Raw genomic sequence first — 21,755 nt, forward strand, 5'->3', positions numbered from 1 at the left:
AAAGAAATTGTACGTCAATGTAAATCAATAAAGTACAATATTGGGCTTACAAGAGTTATTTCAATCAATAAAATAATTAAAGTTTATTCGACACTCCTTATTAGAAAATACCTTAGAGGACACTAAATCCTCTAAGGTATCTAAGTTATAGTTGTGTCAGGCTTGTTATATCACAGTGTTTAATGGAAAATTTGTTAAAAAAGTCTAAGGCCTTTTTAGTTAATACTAACTCTCCTCTTGGGGATAGGCAAAAATCGTGTCCAGACCAATTATTGAAATTCTCTCCTTCTATTTCAACTGTACCAAGTGGAATAAATCTAGTAAAAGTAGGAAGTTCTTTATTGGGATATAATTCCATAAATACATCGGACATAGTTATTCGACATTTTTCTAATTTATAGTCTTTAAATTCACTCTTTTTTAATTCATCTTCTAGATTGCTTGATATTATAAAGACTGGTGTAGACTCTAAGAGGTCATCTCCTAGCCACCCCTCAAACTCATAATGCAAGAATTTTATTTTCCCTGATATACCCTCTTTTGCAACATCTTCTTCTGTTCCATAAATCGTTTGTTCACCATGACCCCCTGACACTTCTGGCTCTAAAAAATATAATATCATTAGTTATCGTCCTTTCTATATTTACTCATTTTTTATGGGTGGATTAAAGTTTTCACCATATTTTTTATCCAAATCAACCATATAGTTTATTATTTCTTCTTTTGTAGGATTAGGATTATTTCTGTAAAATCTATTCCAATCTTTTCTTATTTTTGATAAGTGTATATCACTGTTAATTTCCTTAGGTATTCCTCTGAGATTTTTTAGAGCATGAATTTCCTCAAGTGTAAACAAGTCAGGATATTTTTTAGAACTTGTTGCTCAATAGCATGATGAACTACAACACTTCCTTCAAGTTCAGGATATTCATCAAAAAATGTGTTTCTATAATTCTTAATATCTTTATTACTACCCATATTCGCGACATTCTCTACTTTCTTAGCCGGCACCCCATCCGCATCTACCTTAAGTATATCATCCACTTTCCTAAGCTTTAATACCTTCCCAACCGGAATTATCGAAGCTGTGGCGATGCCTCTATCAATGAGTGATGCGTCTGAACTAGTTAGCGTATTTACATCGTCTAATAGCATGAAGTCTGCTACTTCTTTGGCTCCGCTGGCTACGGTTGAACCAACATCCTTCACGCCATTCCATGTTTTTTCTAGGAAGCTTAATTCCCTTTTTATTCGCCGTTTTCGGTTAGAACCGTTACATATAGATTGTTTCCGGTTACATCCTTAGCAGCTGAAGAAATTAATTCTTGATATTGTTTTCTAATCCAATCTCGCTGAAATTCATTTTTACAATAAACAATGATGGTAGTATCTTTAATAAGTGCTTTGGTGTGTTGGAACCAAGCTTCATAAGCATCAGAAGATATTTGTTTAGAGATCAGAAGTAATACTTGATTCCAAAAATCATTGTTCGTTACATTTTTTATCTCGTTTTCCTCTAAAATGGGTGAGATTAAGATACTCAGTCCACTTTCTCCATGATCCCACATCTTAACCCATGGATAAGTGCCTTCAGGTAATATAAAAGTTCTTTCTTCAAGTGGTCTAATTGCTTCTTTGTTACCAATGCATCCATGCGAAAACGTAGTGGGATGAATATTTACAACTCTGTTTGTATCATTGTAATATTTAAATTTCAACTTACTCGCTCCCTAAGTATTTGATAGGTTCTGTATAACAAAATTAACCGTAAAAGTCTTACGGATTGTGTAAGGCAATAGGTTATGCTTATTAACATAAATCCTAATTTGGTAAATATAACATAATACTTGCAACTTTATATCGAGAAGAGGATATTACGAATCAGAATAAATCGTCACTCCTCTCATCCTGAAACCGCCCATACTCCTTCCAAAAATCCAATTCCACCGTTCCTGTTGGTCCATTTCGATGTTTGGAAATAATCACCTCTGTCATCGTATGACTTTCTATTTTTCTATGATAATAATCATCTCAATAAAGAAAGGCGATGACGTCTGCATCTTGTTCGAGTATTCCCTAAGATTCGACATCAGCGGGCATTTGTCTTGTCTCGATTCGACGCCTCGGGATAGCGGGACCTTTAATTCCATGGCAAGTAGCTTTAGCTCCCTGGTAATTTCCCCGATTTCTAAATCTCTGCTGTCCTTTCGAATGGTGGCTGGGGTGATAAGCTGTAGGTAATCGAGATTGATGAGATGATTGTCATTCGGATCCTTATGAACGGCATTCGAATGGTGGACCGAACCTGAGACAGGGTATAGCTCTAACCATGGTAAGGATTGGGGTGGTTGAGGCCTGATTTTAAGTTCAGTTATTTTTCTGTGCCGCTTTAAAATTCTTCTATGTAGAATCTATATTATTAGGATAATCTTAATGCTTATTAATTTATGATACGGTTCACCGTGGTTATTTAAGAGGCAAAAAAAAAAGAGGGCAGTTATCAATGAATACTTGATAACTGCTTCTTTAATGTTAATTCTTTTTATCTATTAGCCAAGAACCTCCTTCACCTTTCCTTTCCAATCATTCCGATGAATCAATCTCCATTCATGAAGATTGTTTTGTATAATTTCCGCTTTACTCATTTTAGATACATTCTCCCAATCACCTTTGACAACATAAGTAGCGTTACCTAAAGTTGCACTTTCAAAAACATAGATGTCCTTTTTTTCAAAACCAAACACAACATAACCAGAAAATCCATTCTGTCCAATTGCTTCAAAGTCAGGTTTATACTCAGCAATCGTTTCAAGCCTTTCCCAAATGACCATTTGCTTAGATTTTTTACTTGATTCAACTATTTCCTTAAAATGTTGCTTTCTCTTCTCCCATGGTAATCCATTACTTTCTAAGAAAATCCAGTTATAACGTTTTAACCGATTAGGTTTATAGTAAGAATCTAAGGATTCCGTAAATATTTCACACTTCCCAACCAACTCTAAGATAATGTTTGCTCCAACTGTTGCAAGCTCTAAATCTATTTCTTTATTAAATGTTTTGTTTATCAATAGATATAATTCATCATCTCTTTCTTCTAATACAATTTCAAATCCTGTTCCTGGTTCAAGTTCTTTTTTATAAACTTTACGTGGAATATCGACAAAATCAGTTACTTCTTCTGTTTTGTCCCTACCTCGGAACTCCCTCCTCGTTGAATACATAGAGATGTAAATTGTTTCTTTGGGTAAGTCCTTTCGAATATTTTCTTTCCCTTCAATGTTATAGCGAGTGAACCTACCAACTATAGGAGGAAACATTGCCTGTCCTGGTTCTAAAACAGGAAAACCTATTCCTTCGATTTGCTCTTTATTTTCGCTCGTAATCTTTAACCCTAATTTAAAGTTCCCATCAATTGACTTCACATACTTTTCAATTGATCTGATGTACTTTTTTCCTTTAATCATTTAGAGTATTCTCCTTTCAATATTAATTTCATTTTTATTTATAACTTGGTTCTGACTTCATCACTTCAATAAAAAAAGACAGCTCTAATTCATTTAGAAACTGCCTCTTCTATATCTGGTTGTTAATTCTTGTTTTAAGTTATCGGACAATTTCTTCATCCATAATACGCTTTCGACTTGCTGTCACTCTTTACTCTAATATACATCACCCCATCAAAAGTGACTCTTACAACTATAACTCTAATTTATATTCTTCTCCTTTATCTACTGCGTCAAGAAGTTCCAAAGTATGTTTGGAGTATTTATGCATCTCAGTTTTACCAGTCTTAATTAAAATATGATATTTATTATCTGTCTCTTTAATGTTTATCCCTTTATTCCTTTGTATTGATTCTATTAATCTATTTGCACTATGCCAATTCGAATATCCCAGTTGTTGACCAATCTGTGTTAAATTATATGGATATTGAAGGTTAAGTTGGCTTGGATCATCAAGCATAGCAACGCCATAAAGTTTTGGTAACGATTGTTCATCACTGACTGCTTTTTCGATTATATCGAAGTCTACCTCCACACTTCTTCTTGGAATATCGCTACGCACCAATTTATATGTTCTTGCAAGTAATGCTCTTAGAAGTTTTGGATGTACGTTATCCCATGCTTTGTTCGCACTGAATGCTTCATATACCCAATCGAAATTTTTAGTTTCTATATATTTAATTCTTACCTCTTTGTTATTTATGAATAATACTTTTTCTCTTGGTGGTATATCATTCTCTGTTATGTTTTTATTATACTCTAAGAAGTAAATGTTAGGAATTAAGTCACCATCTGTAGAGATGATTTCATCTATATCCGATAGTATTCTTTGAATGTTTTTGTCATTTGCACTATACCCAATAAAAACTAAAGGATGTTCTGCGAAAAAAGTTAATAGCTTTGCACTAAGATACTTCTTCTTCTTTAAAAATATCTCATAGTCCTCTTTATTGAATACCAGATCCTTAAACTCACTTGTACTTCCATGAATTTTAAAGATTTCACCAATAGACATTGTGTCAGGCTTTAATATTCTTTGTCCAATTATAGATTGATAGTCCGTAAAAACATTCTCGATAAACAGATCATAATTGGTAGTTATGATTGCATGTGGCTGTATCTCTTGCAGAAGTTCTATTTCTGTTCGATGATGCTCTGATTGCACACTATCAATACTATCTGGTGTAATTGAATCCAGTATAGAAGCTATCATAAACTTGATATATGATGATTTTGGAATAGATGCGTCAAACAGTTCATTAGGAAATCTATCTTTATTTTCCCATGCCCATTTTCGATAATAATTGGTATATTCACTACCTACCTCTTCTAACGAAACCCCGTCTTGTAAGTAATATCCTACTTCATGAGGTATATAAGGGCATTCTTTTTGCAGTCTTTCTAACAACTCAATCCAATTTGGTGCATCAAAATATCTTTTAGATAATCCCGATCCTATAAAAAGCACTGGCTGTGTACCAAGTTCATTTAAGCATTCTTTTATATCCGAGGTTACATCTGACATATAGTCACTGTAGTTCAATTAAAACACTCCTTTCCCTTCTTAGCAAAAATCTATCAATCAATATCATCAAAAATACTTAATTGCTCGGTGCTTTCTCCAATTTTCTCATTCTCGTCATGTTCATTACTATGTGTACCAATAATTATTCGCTTATAACTATCAACAGATTCTAATGCATCTTCTAATAGGTTTTCTTTATACAACGATACATAAAGTGCAACAGATTTTGCCTGGCAATTAATAGATTTCTGTGGGTTAAACTCTATATCTGTAAATGCGTTATACTCAATTACCTTATCTGCCAATTCCTTATTTAAAGCTAAAGCATTTATATACAACCAATCATAAAACAATGTTTTAGGTTCAAGATTCCACTTTCTATTAAAATATTGAAAGTATAACAAATCCCCACTATTTTTAATTCGTGGATCTTTTTTTGCCTCTTTTGATGTTTTTTCATAGAGATCTAAAAAAGGGCCACCTTTTTGAAATACTTTGCTTGCTTGAAAGGCAGTTTCAACACTAAATCTCCTACCGCTTTTTGCCGTTATTATTAAGTTAAATGCACTTAACGCTACACCCAATTCATCTTGTGACTTGCTCGAAATCTCTAATAACTTTAGTGATTCATCATACTCCTTTGTATTACGATGCAATGAATCTATTGATTTTTGTTTCTGTGTAATAGAAAAACCTGGAAACCAATCGAACTGAATCTCTTTCTCCTTAACAAAACTTTCTTTATACTTTTTTGCAATAAATACAGGTCTTTTAGCCATATATTCTCCTTATAACCTCCAATGCTCGAAATCGTGCCTATAACTATAAAGCCATGGTTCCACACTTGGTCTTACAGTTGAAGGAACTAAGTAACTATACTGGTTTAGTTTTTCTTCACTCACAAATGCAACTCCCCATATTAATTCTGGTTCTATCTTATCAAAAACCAACACCTCGGCTTGTGGATGAGTAGGAATACTACTTTTCAAGTTCAATTCATTTCTTGTTGGTTTTCCAGGATATTCATAATAAAGACGTTTTAAAGCGTCAACACCTTTTCTTTGATCTAACGGCATCGAAACTACTTTCCCACTGGCCGCATTTTCAACACAAAATGCACAGTCCTTCTCCCATAAAATCTTCTTTTTTATCCCTAAAACAACCCAATCAATATCTTGATTTTTGTCTCTATACTTATAAAACATCTGGTAATTTGGAAATTGTATCGATACACAATTAGCATCTAAACAGTTATCTAATCTGTATTCATCGTTGTTTATGTAATTCAATCTTCTTTGAGATAAAGAATCAATGGGTAATAATCCATTACTAAATATACTACTTAAATTTTCAATGCGAGTAAAATGAACTAAAGTTGTTATGTCTCTGTCTTTAACAAAGCTCTCAATTGCTCTTTCCTGAACCACATTTTTCATTAAATAAATCCCCCTAATTATGAATATTTTCTCTCTATCAATCTATAATTAAAAAACAAAAAGATAGGAGGTGTACCCATGAATAAAGACAACTTCACTACAATGAACAGCAAACAACGTGTAAAAGTTGTGAACGACCTTCTCCAAAAGGAAGGAAATGATTTGCGAAAGGTTGCAGATATCCTCAAAATCAAATACAGCACGTTTACAAAACTTATGCAGGAAGATGATTACGTGTATATTAAGAGATTAGGAATGTATTGTAAATTCGTTCAAGATGAAAGTTTAATAGTTGATGATCCTACATCAGATAGTGATGAAGTAGCCTTCATCAAAGAAAACTTTGCTATTTTGCAATCACTTATTGAAAGTAGAAAGGGCAACTATGACTTCATATTGGACAAGCGAATCTACCATTCCTCTTCTAAGACAGTAACCAAGAACTTCCGCATATCTGATGATATCTATAAACTATTTGCTAAAACCTGCGATGAACAATTTCCTCACCTTAAACTACAGGACATTATCGCCCAACTACTCCTCACCTTTACTGATCAATACGCCAACCAAAACAATATCTAAATAGAAAAAGGCAGTTCCTTTACATTAATCTGTTAGGAACTGCCTTCTGTTGTTATTTCTATGTTGTAATGCCGAGAAGTTCGCTATAGTTCTTTCACTATCTCTTCATCTAAAATTGCCTTTCTCTTTTCCCAATCTGGCATAAGAGAATAGAGCATGTTGTAAAATTTATCACTATGATCATTATACTTAAAATGGATTAACTCATGTAAAATAACGTAATCAATACAGTGTTTAGGTGCTTTTATTAGATTTAAGTTGAGAAGGATAGTGTTTGTATCCAATAAAGCTGAACCCCAACGTGCTTTCATCACCTTCATATCAACGGAGGGTTTTTCTACCCCATACTTTTCGACTAAAGGAAACAGCTTGTTTAACGACTCCTGAAATGTTTTCCGAGCCTTTTCTCTATACCATTCATCTAATAACTTAGCCTTTTTCTTAACATTGTCTGTATCATTTACAAAAACATAGATAAAACCTCTAAAATATTTTACTACTTCTTCATCCTTAGATTTTTGTACACGCAACCGATATTGTTTACCTAAGTATTTATACGATTCTCCGCTGACATACTCACGTTCACTTTGTTTCTCTGGTAGCACACATTCAAAACTTTTTACGTGTTTACTAATCCAAGCACTCTTTTTCTTTACAAACTCATAAATAAAACTTAGCGGAACATCTTCTGCGGCCGAGACTTCTACTGTCATATCGGGTTTTATATTTAGATTTACGTTCTTAACCTTTTTTCTTTCCACTATAAAATAAATTGTTTTGTTTCCATATTGAACTTGATGTAGCTCCATGCTGTTCACCCTTAATATCTTCTAAGAGCAACTGTTTTTATCTGCTCAATGATTTTATCGATTGTATCAAAATCCAAGTCCACGTTTTGCTCTTTAGAGAAATCGAATAATAGATCATCTAACTCTTGTGCAATACGATTATGGATTTCAATGTTATCATGCCAGTCTACTTTTTGGTGTTCTTTAATTATATTATCCATCTTTAAAGCCAAACCACCAAGGTTGTATTCTGCTGTTTCCTCTTTCACTTCACTCATAATGTCTTTTGTTACGCCATAGAATGCCTGTGCATTCCTATTCTCTTTGATTACGTCAGGGTAATCATCATCAGTTTCACCTTTACGGTAATCCTTCATGATATCCTTCATTCGGTTCAAATATTCTGCTTCTGATATGCGTTTATCTTTATATTCTTGTATAGCTTCCTGTATTCTTTCAGAGAACTTTTTATAGTAAGCGGGGTTTTCATCCCATTTGGCACTTACACTTTTAGATAAGCGTGTACGAATCGCATCTGCTTTTGCCCGCTTAGAATCTAATCTCTCTAATTCTTCTTCAAACGCTTTTTCGTTCAATATATCAACAGGGTTTGTAATACGGATAACTTCTTCTGCAGAAATGTAGTTATCCATTAACTTCTGCATCTTAGCTTCGTATTCTTTATGGTCTATGGTGTCTGAATATCGTAATTTAACACTTTTGCGAAGCTCTTGATAAAACTTTAGGTCTTTCTTGTATTTTTGCAACTCTTCTTGTGACAAGGCGTTATAAATCTTCTCTGATTCTAATGCAATGCCAAGGTTGCGGCCGAACTTACTTAATGTATCATAAAAGTCATTTCGCCTTTCTTCATCTTCAAGCCAAACTTCATATTCTTCGGTGTCCCGCTTGTTTTTGATAGGAGCAAAGATCTGTAATAGATCTGAATGGTTTTGACGCAATTGACCAATCACACTAATTACATCATGTATAGCACCTTCAATATCTTTAGGATCAAAGTTCTCTAATCCTGCCCCTGAATACATTTGCATTGCTTCATCCAATTTTTCTAATAAGCCTCGGTAATCTACTATAAAACCATAGTCTTTACCTTCATAAAGACGATTAACCCTTGCAATTGCTTGTAAAAGCGTATGCTCCTTCATAGGTTTATCTACATAAAGAACTGTGGCTCTTGGGGCATCAAAACCAGTTAAGAGTTTATCAACAACAATCAATAAATCAATTTCATCCCCATGAATGAATTCCTCTTTTATAGCATCTTCATAGGCTTCTGGCGTACCATATCGATCCATCATTCTCTTCCAAAAACGCTGTACTTTGTCCTTTGACTCTTCATCTACTGCTTCGTGTCCCTCTCTTTGATCAGGAGGAGAGACAACAACTGCACAGTTTATGTCTCCAAGTTCTTCAAAGGATTCTAAGTAACGGATTGCTTCAATCTTGCTATTGGTTGCAAGCATCGCTTTGAATTGACTACCTTGTGTCTTGTAGTTATCCAAAAAATGTTGGTTAATATCAAAAGCAATCATACTTATGCGTTGATTAGATGATGCTATTCTCTCAAACAAGCTCCACTTTTTCATAACATCATCTTTTTGCTCGTCATTCAAATTTCGAGTAATCATTTCAAGGCGGTTGTCAATTGCACGCTGATTTACTGATTGATCAACCATTTTCCCTTCATATAACAAAGGTACAATCGCTTTATCTCTAACGCCATCAGCAATGGTATAAGTATGAATTAGTTTACCAAACTTAATCATGGTGCTTTTTTCTTTTTTCATTAAAGGCGTGCCTGTAAAACCAAGATAACACGCATTCGGGAAAACTTTTTTCATTTTGATGTGGAGTTCCCCATACTGCGTCCTATGGCTTTCATCTACCAGTACAAAGATGTCTCTTGAATCTACTGGTTTTTGTTTGGTAGATGCTGTGTCAAACTTATGCACCAAGGTCGTTACGATATCAGCATTATTATCATTTATTAAATCAACCAAATGACTACCCGTTGTTGCCCTGCTCGCTTTTAACCTTGTATGATTAAATGTCTTATGAATCTGTTTATCTAACTCTACTCTGTCTGTTACTACTACTACCTTTGGGTTATAATTTGCTAACTCGGACATTATATATTTAGCTAACATAACCATTGTTAAACTTTTTCCAGATCCTTGCGTGTGCCAGATTACACCACTTTGTCGATTACCATTTTCATCACGTTCTTCAATGGTTTTTAGAATCTCCTTAATAGCAAAATATTGCTGATAACGTGTGACCTTCTTTTGATCCTTGTCGAAAAGAGTAAAGAAACGAGTTAGTTCTAATAGACGCTCTGGGTAGAATAAAGAGATAATATTTTTATCTTGTGTTGTTGGTAAACGATCAATGACCGTCTTATCTAACCAAGATTGTAACCAATCTTCTTTTTCTTCTTTCCACACTGACCAAAACTTTTTTGGTGTGTTTGTAGTAGCATACTTTGTTTCATTTTTATTAGTTGACATTACAATTTGGACGAACTTGAATAACTGAGGAGCATAATCTTTCCCTTGATTACGAACCATTTGACTTATTCCTTGTTCCATTGATATTGAAGCCTTCTTACATTCAATTACTACAAATGGAATCCCATTTACAAACAAAACTATGTCGGGACGGACAGTTCCTCGGCCATCCATACGTTCAACTGAAAACTCCTCAACAACGTGAAACTCATTATTCTCAAAGTTTTCCCAATCAATGTACTGAATGGTAAAAGACTTTTTAGAACCGTCTGGGAGGAATTCTGTATATGATCGACCTAACATTAGCGTTTCAAATATTTTTTCATTTGTTTTGATTAGACCATTAGTCAGTGGTTCGTCTAAGTCACGAATAGACTGTTTAATGTTAGAGTCACTAAACTTATACAATTCACCTTTATACTCATAATCATTAAATGATTGGAGTTTTTCTTTCAAAATATCAATAAGAAGGACATTATATAAGCTACCACGCATTTGTTCTGACCTTTCTTGCGATAGATATTGATATTCTAAATTCGTTAATAATTCAATTGCAGGATTTTGACTGATATAACGTTCATCAAAACTATTTATTCTTCTCACTTTTGCACCTCCACTCTGTTAAAAGTAATAAGATTATCACACCTTTACACGAACCTTCCCCGATAATAGCAATTGCATAAGACCTTTTTTCTGTTCTTTTAGATACTTCACTTGTTCTTCAATTAGTTTTATCTCTATGTCTGAATCAGACAAGACTTTTGCAATCGATTTTTGTTCATCTATAGAAGGTAATAAGACTTTTATTTTCATTACTTCATTTTTTGATATATTGAAACGGGTAGAGCCTTGTGCAAGGCTGTATGTCTTTCTTCTGAAATCATTACCTCTAAATAAATATCGTGCAAATTCTGGGATTAATATATCAAAGTTATTTAACCTGTAACCAAAACAAAAACTATTTAGATAAATTTCATCTACATCATCTAATAGTACAGAACTCATTCCCACTTCATCTGGCGTTTCGGAAGATGTTGTGAAAAATATATCTCCTCTTTTTGCAACATTTTGTTTTTCATCATTTCCGATTAAAACATAATCTACTTTGTCTATATTTATCTTTGAATCATCAAATATCGTCTTATATGGGATATATGGTTTCCCTTCACCAAAGTCACTTGCATTTTTACCTGACAATCCATTATAAGTTTTCCCTAAAAAACCTAAACTAAATTCTTTCCATTCATTTTTAAAGTCTGGTATCCTTACATGCCCTTTTAGCAATTTTTGCATTAAGCCTTGCTTTTGTTCTTTCTTTTTTTCTATTAGAGATTCTTTCATACTAATTGCTTCATCCCATGTAGATAGAATGGAAGCAATTTTTTGTTGTTCTTTAAGTGGAGGTAGTAAAATTTTTATATTACTCATATTTTTATGACCAACATGTGGCTGTCCACCAGAATTAAACATTCTCTGTAATTGATGCCAATAATAATTACTATTCAAAAAATACCAATAGAAATTATTTTCAATTTGTGATTGTTCAACTGATATTTTAAACATATTATTGCTTAGAACACCCTCTGCACCTCTAAATGCTTTACCTCCTGTATTTCCAGTATTAGCAACACATATATCTTCCGAATATACCTTATAATACTTATCGCTATCTTTTACAAATAACCTTTTGTTATCCGAAAAAAAGTCACTAATATATAAATATCGAATGTAACCCCTTTTTTCTTTAGATATTTGCTGACTATGGGGAATTTGGTAACCTTGTTTAAATGAAGATACATCTTCTAATTTTTTCACACTCCAATTAGAAGGAATTTTCTTTTGTTCATTTAACTTGTATCCATAGGGCAAATTATTCAAATAAGCTCCTTGTTCTTCGTTTGAAGTCATATTACCACCTACAATCCAAGATCTCTTAAATACTTGTCCATCTGTATTTCAATTTCTTCTATTTCTTGTTTTATACTTGTTATGTTTTCTTTTACACTATCCATATCTACAGGTTCTTCTTCTTCATAAGTATCTACATAACGAGGGATGTTTAAGTTAAAGTCATTATCCTTTATTTCCTCTAATGTTGCTACATAAGAATATTTTTCTTCACTTCTTTTATCCTCATAGGTATCAACAATCTTCTTAATATCTTGCTCTCTTAATTTATTTTGATTTTTACCTCTTTCATAATTACCTTCACTCGATGCATCAATAAATAAAACATCCTTCGATTTTCGGTCTTTTTTTAAAACCATAATACATGCAGGTATTCCAGTTCCAAAAAATAACCCCTCAGGTAAGCCTATAATAGCATCAAGTAGATTCATTTCTATTATCTGTTGTCGAATTTTGCCCTCACTTGATCCTCGATAAAGAACTCCATGTGGGACAATCGTAGCCATTCTACCGTCTTCTGAAAGTGAGTAAAGCATGTGTTGAACAAAAGCATAATCTCCTTTAGATGACGGTGGTACTCCCCAATCAAATCTTTGAAAAGGGTCAAGGCTTGCTTCCATTTTAAATTTTTTATCATTAGTTCCTTCTCCTGCAAAACCCATAGCCCATTTGTCCAATGAAAATGGGGGATTTGCCACAATCGCCTGGAATTTCATTAGCTTTTCATCTTCTAAATGTAATGGATTTGCTAAAGTATCCCCCCACTCTATCTTTGCATCATCTATTCCGTGGAGGTACATGTTCATCAACGCCAAAGAATGTGTTGCTCCGTTACGTTCCTGACCATATATTGCTACTTTTCTACTTGGAACCTGTTTTGCAACCTTAATTAACAAAGAACCTGAACCACATGTTGGATCATAGATTCGATCGTTTTCTTGCGGCCTTACTAATCGGGCTAATAGTTCTGATACCTCAGCAGGAGTGTAGAACTCCCCACCTTTCTTTCCTGCATCTGATGCAAATTGTCCAATCATATATTGATATGCGTTACCTACTACATCCTCATTTCCTATTTGCGATGGCCTTAGAGATAGATTATTAAAATCATCTAATAGAGAACGCAATATTGCATTTCGTTCTTTTGCCTTACCAAGAATGGATTCACTGTTAAAGTCAATATTACGAAATACGCCTCGAAGTTTCCCTGTATTTTCATTTTCGATTCTTTCCAATGCTTTATTTATAATTTCTCCTATTTCCGAGTCATTTCGTTTGCTATAAAGATAGTCAAATGTTGACTGTTCATCTAATACAAATCTTTCTCTTGATAACGCACGTTCAATACGGCGTTCATCACCATCATAACGTTTTGTATATTCTTCTAAATGCGCTTTATAAGTATCACTTAGATACTTGATAAATAACATTGTAAGAATGTAATCCTTATATGTACTTGAATCAATTTTCCCTCTAAATGTATCGGCCGCTTGCCATAATACATTATTGATCTGCTGTTGAGTTATTTTCTCTTCCATTTACTTTCCTCCTAATTCGTATCCTTTAATATTTGTCTGGAAATTCCTTTAAACCACACTTCTTTTTCCTCTAAAAGTCTCTTATACAGTAACTTTTCTTGCTGATGTAGCCTAAGTAGCTCTATGAATGCTTTTTGTTTTGATATCGTTGTCTTGACAACTGGTAATGCCTTTAATACATTTTTGTTTGTACTCGGAATGCGACTACCAGATTGTGACCGTTCCAATTCTTTTTTTACTTCAAATGTGTTTAAATACCATGCAATATATTCTGGTAGATATTTATTTATATCTACTTTAATAATGGCAAAGTATGATGGTATTAACAACCCATTATGTTCTTTCCCAATATACACAGAAGTATTTGGATGACTTAGACGCATCAATACATCCCCTTCTTTTGTAAAGTAATGATCATCTAATTCATCATTACTATTAAATTCCTCAAAAGAATCAGTATTGATGATACCTTCATCTGTAACGTTTTTCAGGGAAAGGAGCCTATACTTAGCCTTAATATCATATTCATCCTTGGCCTTCTTCCTACTTAACACAAGACCTGTTTTTATCCTTGCTATATCTCCAAGCTCCATATCACACCTCCCACATAAAATGTCAAATAGGGTATATAACATTTGTTAAATACAGTATATGACTTTTTTAATATGGAAGTCAACCAATCTCTTGTTATTTTTTCCAAAAATAAAAAAAGCCCCCTGTACCGAGAGCTAACTAACAATATTAATACCATTCTGTTCATCTACAATCGGATCAACGAGCAAGATTAATCGTTCAAAATGATCAATAATACTTGTTATACGTTTAAGCATATCGAAGTTTTCAGGATACGAAAAGATTATTTCATTTTGTTCCATAGCAAGCAGATTATACCTGACTTCTTTCTTTATGACCTGTAGTATTTTATTGTATATTTCTTGATGACGTTCATAGGATAACCTTAGTTTAAAGTAGCACCTTTCGTTTATATCTTTCAGACAAACAACATAGTCTAATCCTCCAACCCCCGCTCCAAAGACTATTTGGCGTTTGTTAAGGTTTGCTTTTGATCGATGTGCATTCAAGAAATAAGGAACTCTTTCTTTTAGACATCTAATAAAATATTTATTTACTCCTTTGATTGTTGTTAGAGGTTCAAATATGTCATCCTTCAATTTGCTTTGAAAATCAGACGGAATAATCTCAATAGCTTTAAATAAAGTCAAAATCGGTAGACCAACCTTTTGATTTTTTATATTGTTCCATACTTCAACCTGACCTTGCTTGTTAAGAACATCCAATTGAAAGAGACAACTGTTTGAAAGCAATACCATATAAAGATTGATAGGTTTAGCTACACTAAAATGTAGCAATTTGTATAATTTATGCATGCATTCTTCCTCAAAATCTGTAGCAATCCATAATATTATTCCTTCATCTATTGCTTCAATAATATTTTTCACCTTTTCATAATGCCTTTTGTCTGCTTTGGATAACTGTGTTTCAATATAAACAGGAAGGTTATTCACACAATGATATCCATACATATCAATATACATTTTGTTTTCATTTGTATTTTCATACCGTTCTAATTCAACATGTCTATAATCGCCACCTAAAAATTGTGAAATTAAGGATGGATTCTGCTTTAGAATTATATTTAAGATGAACTCCTTCCTTGATCCTTTAATACTCATGTCATTCCTCCCAAAATATAAAGAAAGAAGCTATTTAAGCCCCTTTCCTTACCTCTTCATCATTATCCAATATTTCATGTAGTCTACGTATCATCTCCCCTAACTGGAAAAATTCTTTAAAATCACACCGCTTGTCCAACTTATTTGCAATCATGTCAATAATGTCAACAAAACATGTTTTGGCATCAATGGATACATTATTGATACCCCTTATTGAGAAATTGTTTTGTAGAAGTATTGCATCAACCGATTTAGTTTCCGCTTCTTTTTCTTCAACCGCAATGTGTAGTAATTCCCACAAGTCAATCTCTAACGCCTCCGACAAAAGAATAAACAAACTGAATGTAGGATTTTTTCTCTCATATCTTTCTAAGCGGTTAATGTAACTGGCACTTGAATCGATTTTTTCAGCCAATTCTTTCAAAGAATAGCCCTTCTTTTCCCTTGCTTGTTTAATCTTAACTGCAAATTTAGACGAGATTGCCCTCTCTTTCTTATCTACTGGTAGTCCTTTATTATTCAATACGTTCAACTCCCTTGTTATCTATCGCAATTACGATACCTGTTTTTTATTGACTACTGTATTGTATTCTTTTACATCGAGTTCAATAACCGCCATTGTTAGGTTTATCCCCACTCGTTATAAAGAAACATAGCTATTTTCCCCAAAGACAAATACATGATAAGATTTGCCTTTATACTACCAAATGTTTGTTCGACACTGTTTGAAATTCCATATAGTGTAAGAATTCTTTTTATTCTTTTTAGGCAACAAAAACCCACCATAAAGAAATTGTTCTAATTGGTGGGCCGCATTTTCTATCAGTTCTATTTAGTATTATCTTGGAAATCTTTTAGTGGATTTATAATTGTAGAAGGGGCATTAGTATAGTTTTTTGGGATAAGAATGGGGTTAATGCCAAGGTCTTGTAGCATTTCCAAGCGACTATTCAATGTCTTTTTAGACATATTCTTTAATGGAGTTGAAACGTCATAGGAACTTACTTTTTTGAGGAAATCAACAAGTTTTCTTTTATATGAGGCTGATAGCGAGGAATCATAGATAATATTTCGAGCCTGATCAATTTTATGAAAATCACCTTTGAAGAAGATGGAGAATATGCGTTCATTAAAATATTCCTTATACATGTCATCTTTCATATACTCCCGCAACTTCCGAGAACGCTGACCAATCCTTTCTTGGTAATACATGTGGTCTTCCCATAGCTGTACTTCGAACCGTAAAATATCCTTTTCATAATACTTAGGAACCTCTCCTTTTGCAATTCTCTCTTCATTTTTCAAATAAACGGTAGATTTAATTGATCCAGACGTATGATCTACAGTAGTTTTATAGGGTTTATACTTCTTAGTCTCTTTATCTATATAACCGAGAATCTTATTTTGGCGTTTATAGATCCTTGTAGTTTTCTTGTATATATCCAGTAATAATTGTCTTATTATTTGATTATCGACAAATACATCATATCTATAATCAATTCGTTGCAATACATGATCATCATAAGCTGATGAATGTAAAAACAGATACAAAAGAATTTTTCTAATTTCCTCTTCCATTTTAGGGTAATCTCCTTCTGCAATATTCGGCTTGTTCAACAGCTCAATTGCATCAATAAACATGGATAGCTTCCACTGACCTTTTCCCATTGCAGATAAGCTCATAGTTACTCCTGGAAATCTACCTTCAATGAATTTATTCACCTCAAAGGATTTGATATTAAACCGCTTATTCAATTCCTGTACATCTTGATATGGAATTGGCAGATACATCTTCAATGTGTGAATCATTTTTATTCCTCCTTGTTATTTTGATAGCTGACTTGGGAGACATTTAATCCAGTACCAGTAAGGGATTAGCGACTCCTTTTTTCTCCCAACCCGACTATATTTATTTTCCCTTTACTTTAATATAAAGAGATAATTCACTTGTTAAAACCCTATAAATGTCTAATAACGTTCGAGTCTTTATTGTTATATTCAATAAAGAACCAACCATAAAATTTTTCATAAAAAAACGAGATAACTATAACTGTTATCTCGTTTCCATTATCATTCAATTTTTTCAATTATTGATAGATAGTCTATTTACCCCTATTTACTTCCTTATTTCTATCATCTTTATAGATAATCATTCGATAATCAGTCAGCGAGCCTTTATCTACCTTATATCTAATAGTTATCAAAAATATAGGTAATCACATTCTACTTCGTTTTTTTACTATTATCTTTGCTGTTAAAAATCCAATGACAGTAATGATCACAACAGATATTACAGCAACTATAAGTAGCTCCATGTTAATCCCTCCTATTTTTTTCTAATAGGGTTGTTCAGGCAACTACATCTTAGTTCTTATTTGATTCAAGTTATTCTCTGAGTGTTTGTTTTGAACTATAAGGAAGTATGTCAATAAGGTGCTGTAAACCCATATTGTAGACTAACGCAAGGCAGAGTGTGTCTCTCTGTTTGCTTTCTGGATCAAATGCAATCCCATCCCACAATTCAAATTTATTATCATATGGAGTTACTTTCTCCCAATCTTTCACTGTTAGTAAACTTCCATTCTTCATAGGTTCCAAGTGGTACATAGATCATCACCTCCTTACAGGATATTAAAGTAGACTCCTTATCAATTTAATAACTCGTTCATTTTCCTTTGACAGTTCTGATTTATAATTAGATGGAAATTTAGTAATTTTTCTCGCTTTTATTCTTTTCCTATTAGTATTAGTTACAGCGTTAGACTGCCTTACTTTTGATTCCCTTACTTCTTCATCCTGTACACCTTTTAGCTCTACTAATTCCAACCTATCGATAGATAGGACATGCAGTATGGTACTTATGTCAACATTGTTTTCAATTAACCGTATCATAATATTCTTAACTTCTTGCCTTGCCTCTTCAATGATATTTTCATTGTTACTTTTACTACTCATTTTCCCCATCCCTTCTTCTAATTGCTGACTTCTTCCCCAATTCAATACTCTTAGATGTGTTTTGGCATACACTTGCCAATGAATTTAGTAAAAAATAATTTACCATAAATAAAAAAAGAAGCACCTATCCTTATAGTCAGGATAAATGCTTCTCAATATAAACAGTTGCATTGGATTGAACCTCAACATCATTCATGCACCCTTTATTTCATTTCTAAGTGTAATATTGTTAATGTAATTTTAACCCATCTACATAAAGATTAATAGTAATTTTGGGTAAAGGGAACATGTTTTTGTATCCCTAATCACTTATCTCAATTTCCCAATCTTCTTCCGCAAAACCAATTTCCTCTATCTCTTTTTTAGAAAGCAATGATTCCTCAGCATTCGTTAATTTTCTTAGTACCGCTTCGACTTTTAAATAGTCATATATTTTTTGTTTTAGTGCCTCAATCATTACTCCATCTTTTGGGGTATTACTGAACCCTTTATTTAACTTTCTAAGTAATGTCTCGGTCTCTACCAAATTCAGCCTTAACGCTAAAGCAATACGAAATACCATATCTACTGATGGAGTTCTACTACCACTAACAAACCTACTAAGTGTAGACTCCTTTATACCACTTCGCCTTGATATTATTGTTTGGCTCAAATCTTTCTCCCCAATTAATTTGTTTAGGTATTGCTGAAAGCCCTCCCTTTTATCTTCCGTACTACTTCTTACCGCCTTTTCAAACTTCATGAAACTATCTCTGGAAAAAGTATGATCAAACGTAAAGTCTATTTCTGGTTCTACCAATATTTCATACGCATCTCTTATTTTCCTTAGCTCATTTACTAACTTCCCGTTTTCAAGAAGCAATTTAACATTAAGATAGAGTTTTTGTAACTCATTGCTCATTCTGTATCCCTCAAATTCTTGACAAAATGTCAACTAAGTAATTATTCATCTTGTTATACTTACATCGTAGCCAATAGAAAATGACTGCATACCTCTAAATCATACTTGGTTACAGAAAACAAAAAGGACAAAAAGGAGAATGACAATGGATTACAAATGTGCAATTTATGTACGCACCGCAACTATAAATAATGAAGGTCTGCTACAACATGGAAGGCAATTGGAGCTGTGCAAAAGATTCGTAAGAGACAATGGTTATGAATTATACAATATTTATCAAGATATCGTAGGAGGCTTAAAACTCAACCGTTCAGCTCTACAGGAGTTACTCAACGATGTGTCGGATGGAAAAATCAATACTATTGTAATGACCGATACAACGAGATTTGTTAGAAATCGTGGTTTACTAACGCTTATTCATAGCTTTCTGGAAGATAACAATATAAGAATCACTTCTTTAGACTAATTCCCCATTTTTATCACCATTTAATCAACTTCTACCAATTCACGCTCAAATCAGTTACAACATTCCCATTAACAAACAACAATATTTGTCACCATAAAGGAATATATGTTTCTATACAACAACTAACCTATGGACATATATTCCAAATCTTTTATACTACAAAATATAAGAGCAAGTTGCTCTTCCTCAAAACACAAACCTCACAACAAGAAAGGAAGCCCTCATGTGAAAAAATCCCTAAACATTGATTACAATGAAGAATTTGAAGAACAACTAATGACGGAAGAAGAAAAGGATAAAGTAAGAGCGAAGAAATTCATAAACTTGCTATCTGAAATGTTCTTAAAGTATGAATCTGAAATAGAAAAACAATTAATCAATAATCAAGGAGGAAATTAACATGCCAAGAGCAATTGGATACGTACGTGTAAGCACAAATAAACAGTTAGACAACACGTCTATTGAAAAACAAAAGGCAGAAATAAAAAGATACTGTGTGCAAAACAATCTTACTCTTGTCAAAATATATGATGAGGGGGCAAGATCAGGAGAAAATATGAAGGACAGACCTGTATTCAAGGAAATGTATCACCATGCGTTTGATAATACGGAAAAGATTGACTACGTTGTGGTCTTTAAAGCAGATCGTATTTCCAGAGATAACTTAGATGCTCTTTATATTTTCAAAAAAATGACTCAGGCAGATAAGCACCTTATTAGTATTGCGGATAACGTTAATACAAGAGATCCACAAGCAAAATTACTGTATCATATTATGGCTTTAGTAGCTGAACTCGAAAAAGATTTGATCAGTTTCCGTACTACAACAGGTATGGAAAAAAATGCGGAAGATGGTAAATTCAATGGAGGGAAAATCTATGGATACCACTCAGAAAACAAGGAACTGAAATTAGTCCATGAAGAAGCTAAGGTTGTACAATATATTTTTGAGAAATACACTTATGATCAATGGGGTTATCGTAAAATTGCCTCTAACCTTAACGACCAAGGTATCAAAACAAAGAATGATAAACATTGGACTATTACTGCGATAAAGACCATATTGAATAATCGCATATACAATGGAATGACCAAGTGGAAAGGTCAATACAAAAAGGGGAAACATGTGAAGATTATAGATGATGAACTTTGGCATCAAACACAAAAAATGCTTAAACTTCGAAGTAGTGAGCCAATAAAAGTTCACCCTGGTAACTATCCACTTTCTGGACTGATGAAATGCCCTCAATGTGGTTCTCCGATGGTACAAGGAAATAGTAGTCCTAAATACAAATATTATCAGTGTAGTAAAAATAAAAGTGGAGGTAAAAGCGTCTGTTCCTCAAATCTTGTCAAAAAAGAATATGCAGAAGAATTTGTATACACCCATCTTTTTGCCACAATAAAAAACCTCGATATTGCGACTCCTGTTTTTTCAACAACCAATTCCTCTCTAAAAAGTGAAGTTGAGCCTCTCGACGAGAAACTAAAATCCATGAAAAAGGAACTTAAAGATATCACTTTAGAAAAGAAAGACCTTATTAAAATGAAACGCAAAGGTACAATTAATCCTTTAACATTTGAGCAAGAAATGGCTGATACTCAAAAGGAAGAAGAACAATTGATGCAATTTGTTAAGGTTTTAGAAAGACAAATAGAACAACGGAAAAAGCCCAATTTAAACGAGTCGATTCTAATAACCTTTGAAAAGTTTGAGCTATTCTTTCATATGATGTCAGATGAAGACAAGAAAACGGTTCTTCATTCATTTCTTAAAGACATTCAGATAAACCAAGGTAAGAGAACAAAGGATCGTACGATTAAGAAGATCATTTACGACTTTAGCCTAAATAACATTTCAAATATAGCCTAAAGAGAAAGGAGAACATCCTTTCTCTTTTTTTATTTTCATATTAAACTACATATGAAAG

At 33.3% G+C, this 21,755-nt stretch carries 25 protein-coding genes; 4 read left to right on the forward strand and 21 right to left on the reverse strand.

Annotated features, from left to right (window positions below; translation table 11 throughout):
* Window positions 1–145: 145 nt before the first annotated feature.
* The 9 genes from CAO17_RS07150 to CAO17_RS07185 all read right to left on the reverse strand — a co-directional run bounded on the left by CAO17_RS07150 (window position 146) and on the right by CAO17_RS07185 (window position 6,464).
* Entirely contained in the window at window positions 146–622 is a 477-nt protein-coding gene (locus tag CAO17_RS07150; RefSeq protein ID WP_085992154.1) for a hypothetical protein, read from the reverse strand.
* A gap of 203 nt (window positions 623–825) precedes the next feature.
* Window positions 826–1,209 carry a hypothetical protein gene (locus CAO17_RS07155; protein WP_085992155.1) on the reverse strand — a complete coding sequence of 128 codons (384 nt, stop codon included), beginning with the start codon at window positions 1,207–1,209 and terminating at the stop codon, window positions 826–828.
* A 38-nt stretch (window positions 1,210–1,247) separates the two neighbouring features.
* Window positions 1,248–1,718, reverse strand: a complete 471-nt coding sequence (locus tag CAO17_RS07160) for a DnaA N-terminal domain-containing protein (RefSeq protein WP_085992156.1) — start codon at window positions 1,716–1,718, stop codon at window positions 1,248–1,250.
* Between the two features lie 163 nt (window positions 1,719–1,881).
* Window positions 1,882–1,995 (reverse strand): DnaB-like helicase C-terminal domain-containing protein, encoded by a 114-nt coding sequence (locus CAO17_RS21855; protein ID WP_281252925.1) that lies wholly within the window; start codon window positions 1,993–1,995, stop codon window positions 1,882–1,884.
* Between the two features lie 11 nt (window positions 1,996–2,006).
* Complete coding sequence (locus CAO17_RS22015; protein ID WP_342744225.1) at window positions 2,007–2,411, reverse strand: DnaB-like helicase C-terminal domain-containing protein; 405 nt, start codon at window positions 2,409–2,411, stop codon at window positions 2,007–2,009.
* 138 nt (window positions 2,412–2,549) lie between these two features.
* Window positions 2,550–3,464 carry a hypothetical protein gene (locus CAO17_RS07170; RefSeq protein WP_085992157.1) on the reverse strand — a complete coding sequence of 305 codons (915 nt, stop codon included), beginning with the start codon at window positions 3,462–3,464 and terminating at the stop codon, window positions 2,550–2,552.
* A gap of 232 nt (window positions 3,465–3,696) precedes the next feature.
* Entirely contained in the window at window positions 3,697–5,028 is a 1,332-nt protein-coding gene (locus tag CAO17_RS07175) for an SIR2 family protein (RefSeq protein WP_245831784.1), read from the reverse strand.
* Between the two features lie 53 nt (window positions 5,029–5,081).
* Window positions 5,082–5,807, reverse strand: a complete 726-nt coding sequence (locus CAO17_RS07180; protein WP_085992159.1) for a DarT1-associated NADAR antitoxin family protein — start codon at window positions 5,805–5,807, stop codon at window positions 5,082–5,084.
* Between the two features lie 9 nt (window positions 5,808–5,816).
* Window positions 5,817–6,464, reverse strand: a complete 648-nt coding sequence (locus tag CAO17_RS07185; RefSeq protein ID WP_085992160.1) for a DarT ssDNA thymidine ADP-ribosyltransferase family protein — start codon at window positions 6,462–6,464, stop codon at window positions 5,817–5,819.
* Window positions 6,465–6,542: 78 nt separating this feature from the next.
* Here CAO17_RS07185 and CAO17_RS07190 point away from each other — a divergent pair, with 78 nt between their 5' ends.
* Window positions 6,543–7,046, forward strand: coding sequence for a hypothetical protein (locus CAO17_RS07190; RefSeq protein WP_085992161.1), 504 nt, complete (start codon window positions 6,543–6,545; stop codon window positions 7,044–7,046).
* An 83-nt stretch (window positions 7,047–7,129) separates the two neighbouring features.
* Here the strand turns inward: CAO17_RS07190 and CAO17_RS07195 are convergent, their stop codons facing one another.
* The 12 genes from CAO17_RS07195 to CAO17_RS07245 all read right to left on the reverse strand — a co-directional run bounded on the left by CAO17_RS07195 (window position 7,130) and on the right by CAO17_RS07245 (window position 19,358).
* Window positions 7,130–7,855 carry a M48 family metallopeptidase gene (locus tag CAO17_RS07195; RefSeq protein WP_085992162.1) on the reverse strand — a complete coding sequence of 242 codons (726 nt, stop codon included), beginning with the start codon at window positions 7,853–7,855 and terminating at the stop codon, window positions 7,130–7,132.
* A gap of 11 nt (window positions 7,856–7,866) precedes the next feature.
* A complete protein-coding gene (locus CAO17_RS07200; protein WP_085992163.1) occupies window positions 7,867–10,965 on the reverse strand; it encodes a type I restriction endonuclease subunit R in 3,099 nt (1,032 codons plus the stop codon).
* A 36-nt stretch (window positions 10,966–11,001) separates the two neighbouring features.
* Window positions 11,002–12,270, reverse strand: a complete 1,269-nt coding sequence (locus CAO17_RS07205; RefSeq protein WP_085992164.1) for a restriction endonuclease subunit S — start codon at window positions 12,268–12,270, stop codon at window positions 11,002–11,004.
* 8 nt (window positions 12,271–12,278) lie between these two features.
* Complete coding sequence (locus CAO17_RS07210; protein ID WP_085992165.1) at window positions 12,279–13,808, reverse strand: type I restriction-modification system subunit M; 1,530 nt, start codon at window positions 13,806–13,808, stop codon at window positions 12,279–12,281.
* Between the two features lie 11 nt (window positions 13,809–13,819).
* Window positions 13,820–14,401: a restriction endonuclease subunit S gene (locus CAO17_RS07215; RefSeq protein ID WP_085992166.1), complete on the reverse strand. Its 582-nt coding sequence runs from the start codon at window positions 14,399–14,401 to the stop codon at window positions 13,820–13,822.
* Window positions 14,402–14,536: 135 nt separating this feature from the next.
* A complete protein-coding gene (locus tag CAO17_RS07220; protein WP_085992167.1) occupies window positions 14,537–15,502 on the reverse strand; it encodes a hypothetical protein in 966 nt (321 codons plus the stop codon).
* 34 nt (window positions 15,503–15,536) lie between these two features.
* Complete coding sequence (locus tag CAO17_RS07225) at window positions 15,537–16,025, reverse strand: helix-turn-helix domain-containing protein (RefSeq protein WP_179151905.1); 489 nt, start codon at window positions 16,023–16,025, stop codon at window positions 15,537–15,539.
* A 305-nt stretch (window positions 16,026–16,330) separates the two neighbouring features.
* Complete coding sequence (locus CAO17_RS07230) at window positions 16,331–17,311, reverse strand: hypothetical protein (RefSeq protein ID WP_085992169.1); 981 nt, start codon at window positions 17,309–17,311, stop codon at window positions 16,331–16,333.
* A gap of 149 nt (window positions 17,312–17,460) precedes the next feature.
* A complete protein-coding gene (locus CAO17_RS21865; RefSeq protein ID WP_281252926.1) occupies window positions 17,461–17,589 on the reverse strand; it encodes a hypothetical protein in 129 nt (42 codons plus the stop codon).
* 298 nt (window positions 17,590–17,887) lie between these two features.
* Window positions 17,888–18,109 (reverse strand): hypothetical protein, encoded by a 222-nt coding sequence (locus CAO17_RS07235; RefSeq protein WP_085992170.1) that lies wholly within the window; start codon window positions 18,107–18,109, stop codon window positions 17,888–17,890.
* A gap of 24 nt (window positions 18,110–18,133) precedes the next feature.
* Window positions 18,134–18,529: a hypothetical protein gene (locus CAO17_RS07240; protein WP_218775539.1), complete on the reverse strand. Its 396-nt coding sequence runs from the start codon at window positions 18,527–18,529 to the stop codon at window positions 18,134–18,136.
* A 229-nt stretch (window positions 18,530–18,758) separates the two neighbouring features.
* Entirely contained in the window at window positions 18,759–19,358 is a 600-nt protein-coding gene (locus tag CAO17_RS07245; protein WP_085992172.1) for a helix-turn-helix domain-containing protein, read from the reverse strand.
* A gap of 145 nt (window positions 19,359–19,503) precedes the next feature.
* On the opposite strand from CAO17_RS07245, the gene CAO17_RS07250 reads away from it, so the two are divergent.
* The 3 genes from CAO17_RS07250 (at window position 19,504) to CAO17_RS07255 (ending at window position 21,697) form a co-directional block, all read left to right on the forward strand.
* The gene (locus CAO17_RS07250; protein ID WP_179151906.1) at window positions 19,504–19,824 is read left to right on the forward strand and encodes a recombinase family protein; all 321 of its coding nucleotides are present in this window, start codon (window positions 19,504–19,506) and stop codon (window positions 19,822–19,824) included.
* 225 nt (window positions 19,825–20,049) lie between these two features.
* A complete protein-coding gene (locus CAO17_RS21000; RefSeq protein ID WP_179151907.1) occupies window positions 20,050–20,223 on the forward strand; it encodes a hypothetical protein in 174 nt (57 codons plus the stop codon).
* 1 nt (window position 20,224) lies between these two features.
* A complete protein-coding gene (locus tag CAO17_RS07255) occupies window positions 20,225–21,697 on the forward strand; it encodes a recombinase family protein (RefSeq protein ID WP_085992174.1) in 1,473 nt (490 codons plus the stop codon).
* Window positions 21,698–21,755 lie beyond the last annotated feature (58 nt).

This window comes from Oceanobacillus senegalensis, from assembly GCF_900176885.1.
GTDB classification, from domain to species: Bacteria; Bacillota; Bacilli; order Bacillales; family Amphibacillaceae; genus Oceanobacillus; species Oceanobacillus senegalensis.

What these genes read in the sequence shown, in the direction of transcription:
- CAO17_RS07180 (WP_085992159.1), bottom strand. Translation starts at nt 5,807, where the DNA reads ATGGCTAAAAGACCTGTATTTATTGCAAAAAAGTATAAAGAAAGTTTT.
- CAO17_RS07230 (WP_085992169.1), bottom strand. Translation starts at nt 17,311, where the DNA reads ATGATTCACACATTGAAGATGTATCTGCCAATTCCATATCAAGATGTA.
- CAO17_RS07220 (WP_085992167.1), bottom strand. Translation starts at nt 15,502, where the DNA reads ATGAGTATTAAAGGATCAAGGAAGGAGTTCATCTTAAATATAATTCTA.
- CAO17_RS07150 (WP_085992154.1), bottom strand. Translation starts at nt 622, where the DNA reads ATGATATTATATTTTTTAGAGCCAGAAGTGTCAGGGGGTCATGGTGAA.
- CAO17_RS21855 (WP_281252925.1), bottom strand. Translation starts at nt 1,995, where the DNA reads ATGACAGAGGTGATTATTTCCAAACATCGAAATGGACCAACAGGAACG.
- CAO17_RS07235 (WP_085992170.1), bottom strand. Translation starts at nt 18,109, where the DNA reads ATGTACCACTTGGAACCTATGAAGAATGGAAGTTTACTAACAGTGAAA.
- CAO17_RS07175 (WP_245831784.1), bottom strand. Translation starts at nt 5,028, where the DNA reads ATGTCAGATGTAACCTCGGATATAAAAGAATGCTTAAATGAACTTGGT.
- CAO17_RS07190 (WP_085992161.1), top strand. Translation starts at nt 6,543, where the DNA reads ATGAATAAAGACAACTTCACTACAATGAACAGCAAACAACGTGTAAAA.
- CAO17_RS07250 (WP_179151906.1), top strand. Translation starts at nt 19,504, where the DNA reads ATGGATTACAAATGTGCAATTTATGTACGCACCGCAACTATAAATAAT.
- CAO17_RS07245 (WP_085992172.1), bottom strand. Translation starts at nt 19,358, where the DNA reads ATGAGCAATGAGTTACAAAAACTCTATCTTAATGTTAAATTGCTTCTT.
- CAO17_RS07215 (WP_085992166.1), bottom strand. Translation starts at nt 14,401, where the DNA reads ATGGAGCTTGGAGATATAGCAAGGATAAAAACAGGTCTTGTGTTAAGT.
- CAO17_RS07185 (WP_085992160.1), bottom strand. Translation starts at nt 6,464, where the DNA reads ATGAAAAATGTGGTTCAGGAAAGAGCAATTGAGAGCTTTGTTAAAGAC.
- CAO17_RS07205 (WP_085992164.1), bottom strand. Translation starts at nt 12,270, where the DNA reads ATGACTTCAAACGAAGAACAAGGAGCTTATTTGAATAATTTGCCCTAT.
- CAO17_RS07170 (WP_085992157.1), bottom strand. Translation starts at nt 3,464, where the DNA reads ATGATTAAAGGAAAAAAGTACATCAGATCAATTGAAAAGTATGTGAAG.
- CAO17_RS07195 (WP_085992162.1), bottom strand. Translation starts at nt 7,855, where the DNA reads ATGGAGCTACATCAAGTTCAATATGGAAACAAAACAATTTATTTTATA.
- CAO17_RS07210 (WP_085992165.1), bottom strand. Translation starts at nt 13,808, where the DNA reads ATGGAAGAGAAAATAACTCAACAGCAGATCAATAATGTATTATGGCAA.
- CAO17_RS07255 (WP_085992174.1), top strand. Translation starts at nt 20,225, where the DNA reads ATGCCAAGAGCAATTGGATACGTACGTGTAAGCACAAATAAACAGTTA.